The sequence below is a fragment of the Peptoniphilus sp. GNH genome, from assembly GCA_021307325.1.
Lineage (GTDB): Bacteria > Bacillota > Clostridia > Tissierellales > Peptoniphilaceae > KA00134.
In genome coordinates, this window is record CP089931.1 from 1,790,102 (window position 1) to 1,806,625 (window position 16,524).

Annotated in this window: 13 protein-coding genes; 10 read left to right on the plus strand and 3 right to left on the minus strand. The window is 35.1% G+C overall.

From position 1 onward, the window contains the following. The first annotated feature begins 8 nt into the window (after window positions 1–8). Both LV469_08575 and LV469_08580 read left to right on the plus strand, forming a co-directional pair. Window positions 9–1,979, plus strand: a complete 1,971-nt coding sequence (locus LV469_08575; GenBank protein UHR02676.1) for a sodium:solute symporter family protein — start codon at window positions 9–11, stop codon at window positions 1,977–1,979. Between the two features lie 62 nt (window positions 1,980–2,041). Continuing rightward, a complete protein-coding gene (locus LV469_08580; GenBank protein UHR02677.1) occupies window positions 2,042–2,881 on the plus strand; it encodes a 3-keto-5-aminohexanoate cleavage protein in 840 nt (279 codons plus the stop codon). Between the two features lie 343 nt (window positions 2,882–3,224). Here the strand turns inward: LV469_08580 and LV469_08585 are convergent, their stop codons facing one another. The 3 genes from LV469_08585 to LV469_08595 form a co-directional block, all read right to left on the minus strand. Next, window positions 3,225–5,267 (minus strand): hypothetical protein, encoded by a 2,043-nt coding sequence (locus LV469_08585; GenBank protein UHR02678.1) that lies wholly within the window; start codon window positions 5,265–5,267, stop codon window positions 3,225–3,227. Window positions 5,268–5,600: 333 nt separating this feature from the next. After that, complete coding sequence (locus LV469_08590; GenBank protein UHR02679.1) at window positions 5,601–6,791, minus strand: coenzyme F420-0:L-glutamate ligase; 1,191 nt, start codon at window positions 6,789–6,791, stop codon at window positions 5,601–5,603. Then, window positions 6,784–7,350, minus strand: a complete 567-nt coding sequence (locus tag LV469_08595) for a 5-formyltetrahydrofolate cyclo-ligase (protein ID UHR02680.1) — start codon at window positions 7,348–7,350, stop codon at window positions 6,784–6,786. Before LV469_08595 ends, LV469_08590 begins: the two co-directional genes overlap by 8 nt. Window positions 7,351–7,481: 131 nt before the next feature. On the opposite strand from LV469_08595, the gene LV469_08600 reads away from it, so the two are divergent. The 8 genes from LV469_08600 (at window position 7,482) to LV469_08635 (ending at window position 16,519) form a co-directional block, all read left to right on the plus strand. After that, complete coding sequence (locus tag LV469_08600) at window positions 7,482–8,165, plus strand: ATP-binding cassette domain-containing protein (protein UHR02681.1); 684 nt, start codon at window positions 7,482–7,484, stop codon at window positions 8,163–8,165. Next, the gene (gene ftsX / locus LV469_08605; protein ID UHR02682.1) at window positions 8,153–9,055 is read left to right on the plus strand and encodes a permease-like cell division protein FtsX; all 903 of its coding nucleotides are present in this window, start codon (window positions 8,153–8,155) and stop codon (window positions 9,053–9,055) included. The genes LV469_08600 and ftsX overlap by 13 nt, the downstream gene beginning before the upstream one ends. A 9-nt stretch (window positions 9,056–9,064) precedes the next feature. Beyond that, window positions 9,065–10,249, plus strand: a complete 1,185-nt coding sequence (locus LV469_08610; GenBank protein ID UHR02683.1) for a peptidoglycan DD-metalloendopeptidase family protein — start codon at window positions 9,065–9,067, stop codon at window positions 10,247–10,249. 8 nt (window positions 10,250–10,257) lie between these two features. Next, window positions 10,258–11,439: a S41 family peptidase gene (locus tag LV469_08615; GenBank protein UHR02684.1), complete on the plus strand. Its 1,182-nt coding sequence runs from the start codon at window positions 10,258–10,260 to the stop codon at window positions 11,437–11,439. A gap of 69 nt (window positions 11,440–11,508) precedes the next feature. Next, the gene (locus LV469_08620) at window positions 11,509–13,008 is read left to right on the plus strand and encodes an AMP-binding protein (protein UHR02685.1); all 1,500 of its coding nucleotides are present in this window, start codon (window positions 11,509–11,511) and stop codon (window positions 13,006–13,008) included. Continuing rightward, window positions 12,974–13,219 carry a phosphopantetheine-binding protein gene (locus tag LV469_08625; GenBank protein ID UHR02686.1) on the plus strand — a complete coding sequence of 82 codons (246 nt, stop codon included), beginning with the start codon at window positions 12,974–12,976 and terminating at the stop codon, window positions 13,217–13,219. The genes LV469_08620 and LV469_08625 overlap by 35 nt, the downstream gene beginning before the upstream one ends. Then, a complete protein-coding gene (locus LV469_08630) occupies window positions 13,220–14,731 on the plus strand; it encodes an MBOAT family protein (GenBank protein UHR02687.1) in 1,512 nt (503 codons plus the stop codon). 6 nt (window positions 14,732–14,737) lie between these two features. After that, on the plus strand, window positions 14,738–16,519 hold the full coding sequence (locus LV469_08635; GenBank protein UHR02688.1) for a polysaccharide deacetylase family protein: 1,782 nt from the start codon (window positions 14,738–14,740) through the stop codon (window positions 16,517–16,519). Window positions 16,520–16,524 lie beyond the last annotated feature (5 nt).

Sequence of the window (16,524 nt, forward strand, 5' to 3'; positions counted from 1 at the left end):
AGATAATTATGAGTGCGAATACTTATTTTATAGTAATTTTTATAATATTTTGCGGATTCTTACTTTCAGCAGGGCTTATAAGCAAAAGTTGGGTCAAAGAATCATCAGATTATGTTTTGGCAGGAAGAGAAATTTCTACAATAATTAATACAGTTGGTGTTTGTGCAATTGGATTTGCGGGAACAACAGTTACGCTTGCGCCAGCATTTACTGTTCAGTATGGACTTTTGGGCGGACTTGGATGGGGCGGCATATATTCAATCTGCGGTCTATTATTATTTGGACTTCTCTATTCTAATTTTATAAGAAGAAGTGGAGCTCAAACTCTTCCTGAATATTTAGAGATGAGATATGACACTAAGACCAGATCTGTTGTAGCTATAACATCAGTTATAGGTATGTGCGGGATTATGGCTAATAATGTTGTATCTAGTGTAGACAATATTGTAGCTTATACTGGCTGGGACAGATTACTTGTAACAGCAATTATATTTGGAGTAATTATAATTTTTACATTTATATCAGGACTATGGGCTACAACCATAACTGATTTATTCCAAGTTTTTATAGGTGTTGTTATGGTACCTACAGCCTTTATACTAATTACAAGAAGATTTGGTTGGGTAGATGTTATTTTTAATTCATGGGAGCCAGGAAATTTCATAAATCAAGGGTTCCAAGGTACAATACCGGGGTTAAAGCTTACGTATCCATCAATATTTAACTTTGTAATATGTTTTGCAGCGGCTTTAGTCTGGGGAAATAATTACTATTGGATGAAAGTTGCGAATTGTAGGAGCGAAAAAGTTGCGAGGAGGTCTTTTGTATATGCTGCTATTATTTTGTTAGTAGTATTTATGATCCCTCTAGCATATTTGGGCGGATACATGGGAGCCTTTTATCCAGGAGAACTTTTAAGGAATGGTGGTAAAGTTTTAGATACTGGAGTTTATGGATTTTTAGCATCGACATTTATTCCGATATTAGGTTCTCTTATGGTAATTTCTGCCGTTGCAGCGTCTATATCAACAGCATCAACATCAGCCCTTGGCGCATCCGCAGTAGCGAATAGAGATATATATCAAAGACTTATAAATCCAAATGCTGATACAAAAACTCAACTTAAAATGTCAAAAATAATAATGCTAATTGTTGGAGTTGTAACATTTTTACTTTGTCAATTCCCTGGAGGACCAACTTATTTGTTTGCTTTTGCTAATTGCTGGTTAGTTCCACCGGCAATACTTTTAGGACTTGGAGTTGTATGGAGAAGATTTAATTCTAAAGGAGCTTTTTGGGGGGCTGTTTGCGGAATGGCAACTATGGTTGTATTTACCATTTTGCAATTAACTAAAGTATTTAATGTAGGTTCATATATTTTTCTTGCAACATTGGGCTTTGTAGTAACTTTAATAGTAGCAATCCTGGCTTCTATAGGAGATAAACCTAAATATTTTGGACAAAGTGATTGGCAAAGAGTTCCTAATAAAACAAATAGGAAAGATGTAAAATTAAACGAAATAGATTTAAATGTACTTAACCTATTGTATGTGGGTCACTCATACATGTCGGACATTACTGACTCTTTGGGAGTTGGATCGGAAATATCAAGTGCTATAATTGAAAAATTAGATAAGGGTGGATATCTTTTAAGAAAGGGCTTTATCGGATCTGCATTTTATACCTTTGAACTAACTCAAAAAGGAAAAGATGCACTTGGAACAAAAACGGATATAGAGGAAAAACTGGCAAAAGATTATATATCAGTGCAATATTTAGATTTGTTAAGGCTATTAGAACACGACTCAAACAAGCAAGCTGAATTTATAAAAGAAAATAAAATTCAGTCATTGAGAATGTCTGCTATTTGTTCACATCTTACAAGAAGAGGATATGTAGTTGAAAAAGGAATGTTTAAAAGACATTTGTTGATTACGAAATCTGGAAAAGATATTGTAGAAAAATATAAAAACATATAGAAGATAGAATGATCATATTAATCAAAATGTATATGATAAATTATATGAAGAAAGGAATTTAAATGGCAAAGACAATAATTACAGTAGCTACGACAGGCGCTTGGCCAACAAAAGACAATAATCCGAATGTGCCGATGACACCATATGAAATAGCTGAAGATATATATGATTGCTGGAAGGGCGGAGCAGCCATAGCACATCTTCACATGAGAGATGACGCTGGAAAAGGAACAATGGATGTCAATAAATTTGAAGAAACGGTAAAAATTTTAAGACAAAGGCATCCGGATTGTGATATAGTATTAAATTTCACTACATCAGGAGATTTAAACGCCACAGATAAGACAAGGCAAGAACATTTAGAAAAATTGAGACCAGAAATGTGTTCATATGATGCAGGTTCAATGAATTGGCTACACTCAGGCTTATTTATAAATCATCCTAAATTTTTGGAGGAACTTGGAATAAATACACAAAAATGGGGGATAAAACCCGAAATAGAAGCGTTTGATCCAGGCATGATAGGAAATGCAGCTTACTATTTGAAAAAGGGAATATTGAAAGCACCATTACATTTTCAATTTTGTATGGGATGTGCAAATGGAATTGCAGGCAGTATGAAAAATTTAGTTTTCATGAAAGAAACTATGGAAAGCTTATGTCCAGGATCCACTTGGTCATGTTTTGGAGTGGGTCGATCTGCAATGGAAATGATCTATGGAGCAGTTGCTATGGGCGGACATATTAGGGTTGGCATGGAAGATAATGTAATGTATGGAAAGGACCAACTTGCAAAGTCTAACAGACAATTTGTAGAAAGAGCTGCTAGAATAATAGAAGAATTTGGGAATGAAGTGGCTAGCCCTAATGACGCTAGGAAGATTCTTGGGTTAAAAAAATAAATTAAAAGTACCCGAGAAAGATAAGATATTAAAAAACTGACTATGGTCTTAAAACTTTAGTCAGTTTTTTGTATTGTATATTATATTTTAAGGAGTAGTTGCTTGCATGGTTGTCGAAGTGCTTTGGATATATGCTATTGGGGTTTTATTGTAGCTGCTTCCTTAGCTAAAGTCGCTTAATGAACTGATATCTGTTAGGTCGTGGAGTTGTGCCCAGGGAGACTTTTTGCCTATTGATTTAGCATATTTTTTGAAATAAAAGGCTCTATACTATCTCTTAGAAATTTGTTTCCAAAGATATTATAGAGCCGATTTTAAAATCCACACTTATTCATGTTATATATTATTTTGCAACTTTTCTTGTGATGATAACTTCCTTTGCGCTTGCATCCCAAATAATGTCTTTGCCATCTTCTAAGCCCAAGGCTCTTGCAATGTTTGCTATGGGTAGCATTGTTCTGTTATTTTTAAGGACTGGTTTGACATCACTTTCATACTCTTTTCCATTTACAATGATTTTGTTTGTGGCTACTGGAATCTTCACTACATTTTCCTTATCGATTAGGACTACAGTTCTTTGGTCATTATCCCACACTACATTAAAATCTAAAGCTTCTGCAATAAACCTAATTGGTAGCATAGTCCTGCCATTTTTTATAAATGGAGCAACATCCATAGTTATTCTTTCTTCTATTCCATCTATTGATTTAATCATTTCTTTCGAGCCAATTACTAATTTTACTTTTAGTTTTATAGTTTTAGCTGCACTTATCCTTAATGGAATGAATGTAGAGTGATCGCTTTTAGCTACTGGTAATATTATTATTTTTAAATTGGCTTCAACAATTTCCTTTGGATTATCACACAACTGATATTGAAATTTTATAGGGTTAGTTGACCTATCCCACTTAAAGCCATCTGCTTCTAAGTCTGCACCTGTAATTGGTCCATCAATCTTATCCTTGTAAAAACCTTGGGGAAGTGCAGTAAAGGGAATTTTTGAACTTCCTTCTGCCACTCTTACAGTATATGTTACAGGAGATAATTCCTTTTCAATACCCTCATCAGAATCCTCATTAGGATTTTCTTCAGGTAGTTTTACATATGTCAACGGATTATTTTTGCCCCCCAAATAATAAAGATGTGTGTTATTGCTTAGATTCAAATTTGTTAGGTAATTACTATGACACTTTACTAGATAAAGATAAGCGTTTTGGCTTAGGTCTAAATTTGTCAGTTGGTTTTCACTGCAATTCAATCCTCCGAGATTTATATTATTTTTTAGGTCTAATTTTGTTATTTTGTTGTTACTACATTCAAAGTCATTAAGAGCCGTGTTCTTGCTTAGGTCTAGATTGGTTAGTTGGTTACCTTCACAATCAAGCTTAGTAAGTGCTGTGTTGTTACTTACATCTAAACTTGTTAGTCGGTTATTCTTACAATGCAAATTAGTAATGATTGTGTTTTTGCTTAGATCTAATTTTGTTATTTTGTTGTTACTACATTCTAAGTCAACAAGATTCGTGTTCTTGCTTAAATCTAAATTTATTAGTTGGTTATTAAAACAAATCAATTTAGTAAGAGTTGTGTTTTTACTTACATCTAAACTTGTTAGTTGATTTTCACAACAATACAATATAGTAAGAGCTGCGTTTCCACTTAGATCTAGACCTGTTAGTTGGTTTCTATCACAATTCAATTCAGTAAGAGCTGTGTTTTTACTTAGGTCTAAACTTGTTAGTTGGTTATTAAAACAAGCCAATTTAGTAAGGGATGTATTTTCACTTAAATTTATACTTGTTAGTTGATTATTATAACAATTCAATTCAGTAAGGGCTGTATTTTTACTTAAATCTAGACTTGTTAGTTGATTATTATAACAATCCAATTCAGTAAGGACTTTATTTTCACCTAAAACCAAACTACTTAGTTGGTTTTCATAACAATCCAATTTAGTAAGGGCTGTATTATTACTTAGGTCTAGACTTGTTAGTTTAGTTCCAATACATATCAATTCAGTAAGGGCTGTATTTTTACTTAGGTCTAAACTTGTTAGATTATTATTATTAACACATTGAAGTTTCTTAAGATTTTTGAAATATTCAATGCCCTTTAAATTTTTTATATCTAATTCCCTATAGGTATGAAAATTATAAAAACTTAAATCCATTTTCTGAACTGCATCAAGTTCTTTCTGGCTTAAAGTACCATCTTTATCTTTATCAAACCAGCTTACATACCACCTAAATATTTCATCAGGAAAGTTTGCCTCATCTATTTTTACACCGTCATCTGCATATGTAAGTATTGGGTTTAGGGGTAGGCAAGCTATAAGCATTGCAAGGGCAAGGAAAAGTCCCATTATTTTGTTCTTGGTTTCTTTCATTTTTACCTCCATTTTATTTTTCCTTTTTAGATTTATATTTTTATATTTTTATATTTATCTCATAGTAGGTAAGTATTATATTTTCTATCACCCATTTAGCTTAGATTATATAAATTTGCCCTTAAATTCTAGAACTTGACTATAATTTTGTCAATATTCTACATCCTCTATTAATCTTTCTATATATTTTCCACTCGAAATACCTTTTTGAAGTAAAAGACCCTGCAATATCTCTTAGAAATTTGTTGTATATTTTGAGAATTAAGATATTAAAAAACTGACTAAGGTCTTAAAACCATAGTCAGTTTTTTGGTTTATATTATATTTTTGGGATCAGTTGCTTGCGTAGTTGTCAAAGTAGCCTTGGATATATACTATTGGGGTTCCCTTGTCGCCGCTTCCTGATGTCAAGTCGCTTAGTGAACCGAGAAGGTCTGTCAGGGCTCTTGGAGTTGTGCCTAGGGAGGCTTCTTTGCCGATTAATTCAGCGTCTTTTTCTTCGATTTTTTCTCTCATGGCTTCAATTGCTTCTTCGCCAGATAGATTTTCTAGTTCGGTGTCTGCAATGTATTTTATTTTTATTTCGTTTGGAGTTCCTTCAAGTCCTTTTGTATAGGCGGGACTTACTACCGGGTCTGCCAGTTCCCAAATTTTTCCGATTGGGTCTTTGAAGGCTCCGTCGCCATAAATCATTACTTCTATATTTTTGCCGGAGTAGGCGTTTAGCTTTTCTTGGATGGCATTTACAAAAGTTTGTCCATCTCTTGGAAAGAGCTTGACAGAGTGGTTGCTTGAGATATTTGAACCGAGAACACCGTATTCTGGGTTGTAGCCTGATCCGTCTACGCTGCGATCTAGAATGCCATCTAGAGTCAAGACTTTTTCTGCGCCTCTGTCTATTAGTTTTCTTTTTATTTCAAATCTGGTGTGGGTTGAGCAAACTATCACATTTTTGGTGTAGTTGAGGATTTTGCAAGGATCGTTTGAGAAGTGGACTTCTACATTGTCTCCTGCAATTTCTTTGTATAAGCTTACATAGTCTACACCTGTAAATCTGTGTTTTACTTCTTCACCAAAAATCCTACGGTAGTCTTTTTCTTCGAGAAGATCTGCGTAGGGATTGATTTTCTTTTCATAAATGATTTCAGGATCCATCAGGTGATTTCCAACTTCATCGCTGGGATAGCTTAGGAGAAGGTGGATTTTCTTGCCAGTTTGTGCAATGCCTTTTAGAATCATTGAAAATCTGTTTCTGCTAAGGATAGGAAATACGAGTCCAATGCTGTCAGAATTTGCGAATTTTTGGGATACATCTTTTTCTATATCCTTTATGTCTGCATAATTTCCTTGAGCTCTGGCGACTAGAGATTCTGTAACACATACTACATCTTTGTCACGCATTTTGATATTTTCGGATTCGAGAGCCTTTTTAACGCTGTCTACAACAATTTCAACAAGGTCATCACCCTTTTTAACTATTGGTGCTCTGAGCCCTCTTACAACAGTACCTACATACCTATTCATAATATCCTCCTATTTTGTAAATAGCCTTGTCAGTGCAAATATAATCAACAGCTATATCATGGTCTTCTTCAAAATTTATATCCTCTATTTGAAAATCAAAACAAAGTCCCAAGGATCTTGTTTTGTTTGTTTTCAAAAACTTGTCATAGTAGCCTTTGCCGTAGCCTATTCGATAACCTTTTTTGTTGAAAAGTAAACCGGGTACTAGGGTAAGGTCTATGGGCAAGGTGTAAGGCGTATTTGAAGAAGGCTCCAAGATGCCAAAGCAACCTTTTTTGAGACTGCTCAGTTTTTCTATTTGAACTGGGATCATGATGTCTTCGCCTTTTAAAATTTTGGGAACGAGCAAGGTTTTGCCGCTTTTTAAGATTTCTTCTATAAGCTCTAGGCTCGAAATTTCGCTGCCAAAGGAAATAAAAGAAAAAATAGATTCGGAATCTTTGTACAAATTTGAATCTTTTATAAGCGCAAGGGCTTGCTTTGACCAAGTCATTTTTTGGGCTTGGCATATAGAATCCCTCAAGGCTTTGTAGTGGGGTCTTAAAATAAATTTATTCAAAAACTCACCTCGAAAATAATACACTTATTTAGTCTAAACTGCAATAAAAAATTTTAATAAATCTTGAAAAAGTAAGTTTCTTGAAGATGAAGCTATCTATATAGTATAATAACGTATCGGAGAGTGAGAATGTGATAATTTTTGAAAATGTTTATAAAGAATATAAAAATGGTGTCATGGCTCTTTACAATTTGAATTTGGAAGTGCCCAGCGGAGATTTTGTTTATCTTATGGGTGCCAGTGGAGCTGGTAAGTCTACACTTTTGAAGCTTTTGATAAGAGAAGAAAAACCAACTAGGGGCAGGATACTTTTGGATGGTGTTGATATAACTAAGCTACCTAAGTCTAAGATACACAGGCTTAGAAGAAATATTTCCTTTGTATTCCAAGATTTTAGACTTCTAAAGAGAAAGACCGTCTTTGAAAATGTGGCTTATACTTTGGAAACTCAAGGAGCAAGCAAGAGTGAAATTTTAAAGGGAGTAGGCAATGCCTTGGAGCTTGTTGATCTTGTTGGCAAGGAAAGAGAATATCCAGAAAATTTATCTGGTGGAGAAAATCAAAGGGTGTCGATTGCAAGGGCGATTGCCAATGATGCGCCAGTACTTCTTTGCGATGAGCCGACTGGCAATTTGGACTCGGATACTGCAGCAGGGATTATGGATGCTCTTGTAAATATAAATAAGTCGGGCAAGACTATAATCATGGCCACACATGCCAAGGATATTGTAGATACAATAAAGCAAAGGGTAGTTATTCTTACAGATGGCCACGTATCAAGTGATGTTAGAAAGGAAATACTATGCGATATATAAGACAACTCAGAAATATTTTTGTAGAAGGGCTGAGGGGTATTAGAAGAAATTTGGGCATGGGTCTTGCTTCGGCGTTTTCTATTGCATCCATGCTGGTACTTTTTGGCTTGGTTCTTTTGACGGTTTTAAATATAAATTCTTCTTTGTTCAAGACCAATACCTTGGTTGACAAGGTGGTATTTTTCATAAAAGAAGATGCCCCAGCCAAGGATGTCAACGAATTTATAAAGAGAATTGGCGATGATGACAGTGTTAGAAATATAAGATATATATCTAAAGAAGAGGCTTTGGAATCAATGAAAAAGAAGCTTGGCCAAGATGCAGATTCTCTAGAAGCACTAAAGGGCGACAATCCTCTTCCACCGTCTATAATTGTGGAATTAAAGGAAATTTCTTCTATAAATGACTTTGTAGATGCCTTTAGGTCTGATCCCTTAGTCTACAAGACCAACTACCACTATGAGCTTATCAACAAGATGAATAGGATAACAAATGCCATAAAATACGGCGGCTCATTTATAATAGGTGTGCTTCTTTTGGTTGCGGTTTTGATTATGCACAATACAATCAAGATTGCAGTTTCAAATAGAAAAGAAGAAATTGAAATAATGAGATATGTCGGAGCTTCTAATGGATATATAAGAGGGCCATTTTTGATTGAGGGCATACTTATAGGGTCTTTTGGGGCCTTGGTGGCATTTTTTATAGCTATAATGTCCTATAAAAAGTTCTTTGCCTCAGTTAATTTGAAGTTTTTGTCGATATTGAATATTTCTCTTGCCGATCCGAATATCATAAAAATAGATCTTTTGATAATATTTTTGGCTATTGGATTGGGAGTAGGTTATCTGGGCTCTTTGTTCTCGACCAAGAGATTTATTGAAGTCTAGGAGGCTTAGATGAAAAAGAAAATCTGCTTAATTCTAATGAGTCTTATTCTTGTTTTTGCATCGGTGTTTGCAGAAAGCTCTAAGCAACTTCAAGACAAGAAGGACAAGAAGTCTAAAGAAAAGGATAAGATTCAGGAACAAATTAGCAAGTCTAAGGATAAGATTAAGGAAAATAAAAAGCTAGTAAACAAGACCAAGGATGAAATAGACGTTCTAGATGGAAAGATTGCAGAAGTTGGCGAAGCACTTACAAAGATAAATGGAGAAATCGGCAAATTAAATCTTGATATAGAAGCAAATACCAAAGAGCTTAACAAGGCTCAGGCTAATCTTTCTAAGAAAAGAGAAATTTTTAAGGGAAGAATCCGAGCCATGTATATGAATGGCGATATTAGAAACCTAGAAATTATACTAAGTTCTGAATCAATAGAAGATATGTTAACTAACAATGAAATGCTCCAAGCCATAGCTAGAAATGACAAGGAGCTTATAGAATTTGTGACTAAGCAAGTCGACACCATAAAGACCAAGGAGACAGCTCTTAAAAGAGATATGTCGGTCTTAAAGGATAGACAAAAAGAGCAAAAAAATTTGAAATCTTCTTTAGAGACAACAAATGCTCAAAAAGCGGCATATATGGCGGAGCTTGAAAAGAACACAGACCTTTTGAGTGCTGAGATAGATAAGTTTAACAAACAATCCAAAGATTTGGAGTCTGAAATCAGGAGTCTTACTTCGGAAATTGCAAGAAAGCAAAGAGAAGAGCAAAGTGGCAGAAGTGGCGGAGGACCAGCCCCCCAATTGAGAAATGGAAAGTTGTCTTGGCCAGTGCCTGGACACACTAGGATATCTTCTCCTTATGGCTATAGAACTCATCCAATCTTAGGCTATACCAAGTTTCACTCAGGAATAGATATCCCAGCTCCAGCTGGCACACCTATAAAGGCTGCTGCAGACGGAGTTGTCATAACAGCAAAGAGAATGGGGTCTTATGGTAATGTGGTCATGATTGATCACGGAGATTGCGTTACTGTCTATGCTCACAATTCAGTCTTGAAGGTGTCAGTCGGACAAAAAGTCAAAAGAGGGGACACTGTTTCTCTTTGTGGCTCGACTGGTTTGGCAACAGGCTCCCACTTGCATTTTGAAGTGAGAATAAATGGAGCGACACAAAATCCACTTTCTTATGTATGAGGTAAAGAATGAAAAAAAGACATATAGTAATTTTTGCAATAATTTTGGTACTTACAAATATTTTGACTGGTGTATCTATTTTTGGATATATTCTAAGTGGAAATTCACTTATAGCAAGAACAGCTAAGCAAAGAGCCCTAGAAAAATTTGTAAAATCCAAGTACCTTTATGACACCACTGATGAGGATCTTTATATAGGCTCTTTAAAGGGGATAGTAAAGGGATTAAAGGACCCCTACTCTGAATATTACACGAAAGAAGAATTTGAAAAATTAATGGAAATGACTACAGGAGTGTTTTTTGGAATAGGCGTAGAGGTTACAGCTGGTTCTGATGGCATGATAACAGTCGTAAGTCCTATAAAGGGTGGCCCGGCAGACAAGATGGGAGTCAAGGCAGGAGACAAGATTATCAAGGTTGAGGGTCAAGATTTCACGGCTGATGAGCTTCAAGATGCAGTAAAGGTCATGAGAGGTGAAAAGGGAACTCCTGTAAAGGTAACTTTTTACAGACCAGGGGCCAAAGACAAGGATACTTTTGATTTGAGCATAGTAAGAGATGAGGTTCATACAAAAACTGTTGTCAAGGACAAGATAGATGGCTATGGTTATATAGGTATTAGCAATTTTGACGAAGGAACTGGCAAGGATTTCTTGGATGCTGTAAAAGAATTGGAAGCTGAAAATGTGAAGGGTTATATCCTCGATTTGAGGGGAAATCCTGGAGGAATTGTCCAAGGGGCTGTTGAAGTTTGCAATGTTTTTATAAGAGAAGGCAACATAGTCAGCGCTTCTACCAAAAATGGGACAAGTCTTTTTAACTATGATGCAAAGCCTGGAGATTTCCATACTGACAAGAATTTAGTGGTTTTGATAAATGGAGCCTCGGCATCTGCTTCTGAGATAGTTTCTGGAGCTTTAAAAGATCATGAAAGGGCAACTCTTATTGGCACTAAAACTTTCGGCAAAGGAATTGTGCAACAGACTTTTCCTTTTGGAGATGGAGACGGAATAAAGATTACAACGGCTCAATATTTCACACCCAAGGGAAAGAATATCCACAAAAAGGGGATCGAACCAGATATAAACTTGCCTTTGCCACAAGACACAAAAGGAATAGGCATAAAATTTTACAAGGAAGATTTGCAATTGCAAAAGGCAGTTGAAGTATTAAATAAAAAGATAAAATAAAAAAAGGGCTTGGGCTCTTTTTTTATTTATTTTCACAAAGACTCTAGTATAATTAGTTGTGAGGTATATATGAAAAATTTATTTAATTTACTAGAAAAATGTTACAGAGAAGATAAAGATAAAATTGCCATACTAGAAGAAAATGGCAAGATGAGTTATGGGGACTTTTATGAAAAATCCATGATTATAGCAAAAGCTTTGGACAAGCTCAAGCTGGATTTAAAAAAGCCAATCTTGGTTTTAATAAAAGACGAGGGACTAGACCTTTGTGTTTTTATGGCTATCTTGGCTTTGGGAGGATTTTATGTGCCCATAAGTTCCAAAACTCCCGATGCAAGGCTTAAAAAAATTTTAGAGGATACAGATTTTGCCGGCATAATTTCTGCTGATGCAAAAGAAAATACCTATATAAATATAGAGGAAGAAATTAGAGATTTGAAATACGACAAAAATTTCAAACCTCAAAATAGTGCCATAGGCTCAGATCCAGCACTTGGACTTTTCACATCTGGCTCCACAGGCAGACCTAAATTGGTTTTGAAATCGCATGAGTCCATACTTTCTATGTGCCGCTTTTTCAATGAGGATTTTAATTTTAATGACAATAATATATTTGGCAATCAAGTCAGCTTTGAATTTGACTCTTCCTTGAAGTCTATCTATCTTTGCCTCTACAATCGGGCGAGCTTGGGCCTAATTCCTACTAAATACTTTTCTTTCCCGAAGAAGATTATAGACTTGATAAATGAATTTAATGTAGATACACTTATATGGTCAACATTTGCCCTGCGTTTGATGGAAAATTTTAAAGTGTTTTCCTATAAGAAGATTGAAAAGGTAAAGCTTGTCATGTTTTCTGGGGAAGTAATTCCTGAAAAGACTATTAGATACTGGATGGAGCATGTAAAAGCAGACTATTACAATGTCTATGCACCGACTGAATACTCTTTCAATTGCCTTTATCACAAGATAAAATCTGATGAAAATCTAAATAAGATACCGGCGGGAAAAGAAATCACAGGCTCTAGGGTCTTGATATTGGATGAAGAGAATAGACCATGCAAGCTTGGAGAAGAAGGAGATCTCTATTTGGAAGGACCCGGTCTTGCCATGGGTTATTATGGAGATATGGAAAAGACAAGGCTTTCTTTTATACAAAATCCTCTAGAGAAAAATTTCCCTCAAATAATTTATAAAACAGGCGACAGAGCTTTGATGGATGAAAATGGAGACGTCTATTTCAAAGGCAGAAGGGACAATCAAATTAAGCATCAAGGTTACAGAATAGAGCTTGGAGAAATTGAAAACTCTATAAATTCTCAAAAAGGGGTAAACATTTGTGGAGTGATTTTTGACAAGGAAAAGGAGAGCTTGATTGCCTTTTATGAGGGAGATATTGAGGCAAAAGAACTCAAAAAAGAATTGAAAATCAAATTGCCAAGGCATTTTTTCCCCAAGGAAATCATAAGGCTTGAAAAACTTTATCTTAATGCCAATAATAAAGTAGACAGAAATAAATTAAAGGAGATATACAATGAGCAACTTAGAAAAAATAATTCAAATAATTAAAGAAGTTTCACCAATGGGAGATGAAAACATAGAAGCTGATACAGAGCTTATTGAGTCTGGAATTATAGATTCTTTCGATACTGTTTCTCTAATCATGGAATTAAATGACGAATTTGAGATAGAAATTGGGGTTGAAGAAATCCTTCCTGAAAATTTTGAAACTCCTGAAAAGATATTGGCTCTTGTGGAAGAGTTTTTGGGTGAAAATTAATTGAACTTACAAAGCCCTTGGCTGTGTGGGGGACTTATAATTTTTACAATTCTATATTATAGCTTATTTAGAAATTTTCAGTGGCTTTGGACTCTTGTAATTTCATATGCCCTATATTTTTATTTAGAAAAATTTTCTATAATCTATATTTTGCTAACAAGCATAAGCATCTACTTTCTATCGTTAAAGATAGAGAATCTTATAGATGAGCTTGGAAAGAAAAAGGGCAAGGCTACATCCAAAAAATACTTGATATTTGGACTTTTATTGAATTTTGGAATTTTGTTTGGACTCAAATATTTGGGTCTTATAAATTTGCTAAGTGATTTCAAATTTGATTTCAAATCCATAGCTGCTCCTTTGGGAATATCTTTTTATACTTTTAAGGCTGTGGCCTATCTGGTAGATATCTATAGATCCAAGTACAAGGCCCAGAGGAACTTTTTGAAGTTTGCTTCATTTATTGCTTATTTTCCAGCCTTTTTGCAAGGTCCCATAGATAAATATGATGAGCTTTCTAAGACTCTCTATAATAAAAAGAAGTTCAAGTATGAAAATCTTTTGAGAGGTCTGATTTTGATTATTTTCGGACTTATGAAAAAGACGGTAGTAGCAGATAGGCTAGTGGGACCAGTTGATAACTTAGTAAAAAACTACACATCCTATCAGGGAGCTGTACTTCTTTTTGGCATGTTTGTTTTTGGCATCCAAATATATGCAGATTTTTCTGGGGGCATTGACATGGTGAGAGGATTTTCTAAAATCCTTGGCATTGAGCTTGCTGAAAACTTTAACAGTCCCTATCTTGCCGATTCTGTTGCAGAGTATTGGAGAAGGTGGCATATGAGCTTGGGAGCTTTCATGAGAGAGTATGTATTTTATCCCATGAGTCTTTCGAGGTCATTTACAAAAATAAATAAGAAATCTAGAAAGCTACTTGGAGCCAAGTATGGGAAAATTGTCACACTCTTGATTTCAACTTTGGTTGTCTATTTTCTTATAGGTGCGTGGCATGGAGCAAGAGCCATATCTCTTTTGTTTGGTATTTTCTACGGAGTTGTAATCTCTCTTTCGCTCATCTTAGAGAATTTTAGAAAAATGATGGATAAGAAAATAAAAATACCAGAAAATATCAAGTACGCATTCAAAATCATATGGGTTGTTTTTGTGACTAGCATAGGAAGGTATTTTTCAAAAGCGGATACGCCAGCGCAACTGCGTGATATGCTCTCTTACACAGTCTCTAATTTTTTCGGAAAAGATTTCTTAGCTCATTTCTATCAAGCTATGGGCATGACGAAGATGGGATATCTCATCTTAATAGCGGCAATTATAATTATGTGTTTTGCGGCTTATTACAAGGAAAAGGAAGGCAATTTTTTTGACAAGTTGGAAAGGCTTAGTCCTTTAAACTTTTTTATTTTGATGACATTTGTAATAGGTCTTACAGTAGTTTTCGGCCTTGTATCGGGCGATGTAAAACAGATGGAATTTGTATATCAAAAGTATTAGGTGAATATGAAGGCAAAAAAATCAGTTTTATTAATAGTTTTGGCTTTTTTGAGCGTTCTTTCAGTGCTTGCTTTAATAAATTATTATTATGACCCCTTCGGAGTTTTTGATAAAAAAGATGGCTGGTACTCTTATAGGATGACCAGAAACCCAAGAACTGCTAAAATTTCATACTTGAATAGGCACAATAAGGATTACAATGCCTATGTCTTAGGTTCTTCTGGATCTAGTCCTCTAGTGAAGGAAAGTCTTGATAAGGCTAGCGGAAAGTCTTTTTACAATCTCTTCTACTATGGAGCTGATATGAAGGATGTCCTAGATACTTTTAACTATATAGTAAAAAACTATAAGGTTGACGAGGTACTACTGCCTATAACTTTTTCCTTTGCAGAAGAATATGACAAGGGGGAAGATGACCTACACTATAAAATGAAGCCGGAGCTTTCAGGAAAATCATCTTGGCAATTTTATAAGGACTACATTTTTGCAGATCCTCTCTATGCAAACGACATGAGGAGATCTTATAAAAAGAAGACTTATCTACCCCAAGTCTATGATGTATTTTTGGAAGAATCTGGCAATTACGATAAGAGGTTAAGAGATATAGAGGGCATAGGTAGTCGGGAAGATTATTTGAAAAAATATCCAGACTTTCAATGGAAAAAGCCTGCTCTCAAGCTCAAGTACATGAAGGAATTTTTTAGGGATTTAAAAAAAGTTGTGGACACTTGTGAAGAGAAAAATATAACCTATAAAATTTTTATGTATCCCTTATATAAGACGTCTTATGAGTCCTATGACCCAAAAGAATTGGAAGAGTTTTTTAGAGAACTAACTAAAATATCCGATTTTTATGACTTCACTTACTCATCAATTTCAGAAGATCCTAGATTTTTCTATGATACTGCCCATTACAGAAACGATGTGGGCGATATGATGATTAGAAAAATTTATGGTGGAGATGGCTATATTGCCAAAGATTTTGGGAAATTAGTAAAAAAGAATCAGGTCTACAAGATTGAAAGACCCAAAATAGAAAGTGAAGACCAAAAAATTAAAGTTTTCATGTTGCATCACATAGACAAGGATGCTATAAACGCAGCAACCATAACTAGAGGAAAGCTGGAAGAATTATTAAAACTTATAAGGGATAAGGATTACCACTGTTTGAGTTTAGGAGAAATCAGATCTTATGTGGAAGATGGCGTTGACATACCACAAAAATCTGTCCTCTTGACTTTTGACGATGGCTACTTGTCAAATTACAAGATAGTCTATCCCCTGCTTAAAAAATATGGATTAAGAGCTGTATTTTGTCCAATAGGCTCTTCCATAGGCAAGGACACCTACAAGGATACGGGAGAAAAAATAATCCCCCACTACAGTTTAGATGAGATAAAGGAAATGGCTAAGTCAGGCATCATAGAGTTTGCCAGCCATGGCTATGACATTCATCAGTCTGAAAAGTTTGAAAAGGGGCAATGCAGGCCTTCGATTTTGAAGTTGGATTCAGAGACTGAAGATCAATATATAGCTTATATAAAAAAAGACTTTGAAGAATTTAAAAAGCTTGAGGATGTTTTGGGTTATAAGATAAGGGCTATGGCATATCCTTTAGGTGAGCATGATGGGCTTTCGGATGTGCTTGTAAGAGAAGCCGGCATAGACCAAACATTTACAACTGTGGAGGGCGATAGTGTCATCATAAAGGGACTTAGACAGTCTATGTTTGCTCTTAATAGAATAAATATTTACGAAGATTTGGATTTGAGTGTCTTATTAAAATAAAATGG

Coding starts and splice junctions, on each gene's coding strand:
- LV469_08580 (UHR02677.1), top strand. CDS start 2,042: ATGGCAAAGACAATAATTACAGTAGCTACGACAGGCGCTTGGCCAACA.
- LV469_08610 (UHR02683.1), top strand. CDS start 9,065: ATGAAAAAGAAAATCTGCTTAATTCTAATGAGTCTTATTCTTGTTTTT.
- LV469_08585 (UHR02678.1), bottom strand. CDS start 5,267: ATGAAAGAAACCAAGAACAAAATAATGGGACTTTTCCTTGCCCTTGCA.
- ftsX (UHR02682.1), top strand. CDS start 8,153: ATGCGATATATAAGACAACTCAGAAATATTTTTGTAGAAGGGCTGAGG.
- LV469_08635 (UHR02688.1), top strand. CDS start 14,738: ATGAAGGCAAAAAAATCAGTTTTATTAATAGTTTTGGCTTTTTTGAGC.
- LV469_08575 (UHR02676.1), top strand. CDS start 9: ATGAGTGCGAATACTTATTTTATAGTAATTTTTATAATATTTTGCGGA.
- LV469_08615 (UHR02684.1), top strand. CDS start 10,258: ATGAAAAAAAGACATATAGTAATTTTTGCAATAATTTTGGTACTTACA.
- LV469_08620 (UHR02685.1), top strand. CDS start 11,509: ATGAAAAATTTATTTAATTTACTAGAAAAATGTTACAGAGAAGATAAA.
- LV469_08625 (UHR02686.1), top strand. CDS start 12,974: ATGAGCAACTTAGAAAAAATAATTCAAATAATTAAAGAAGTTTCACCA.
- LV469_08590 (UHR02679.1), bottom strand. CDS start 6,791: ATGAATAGGTATGTAGGTACTGTTGTAAGAGGGCTCAGAGCACCAATA.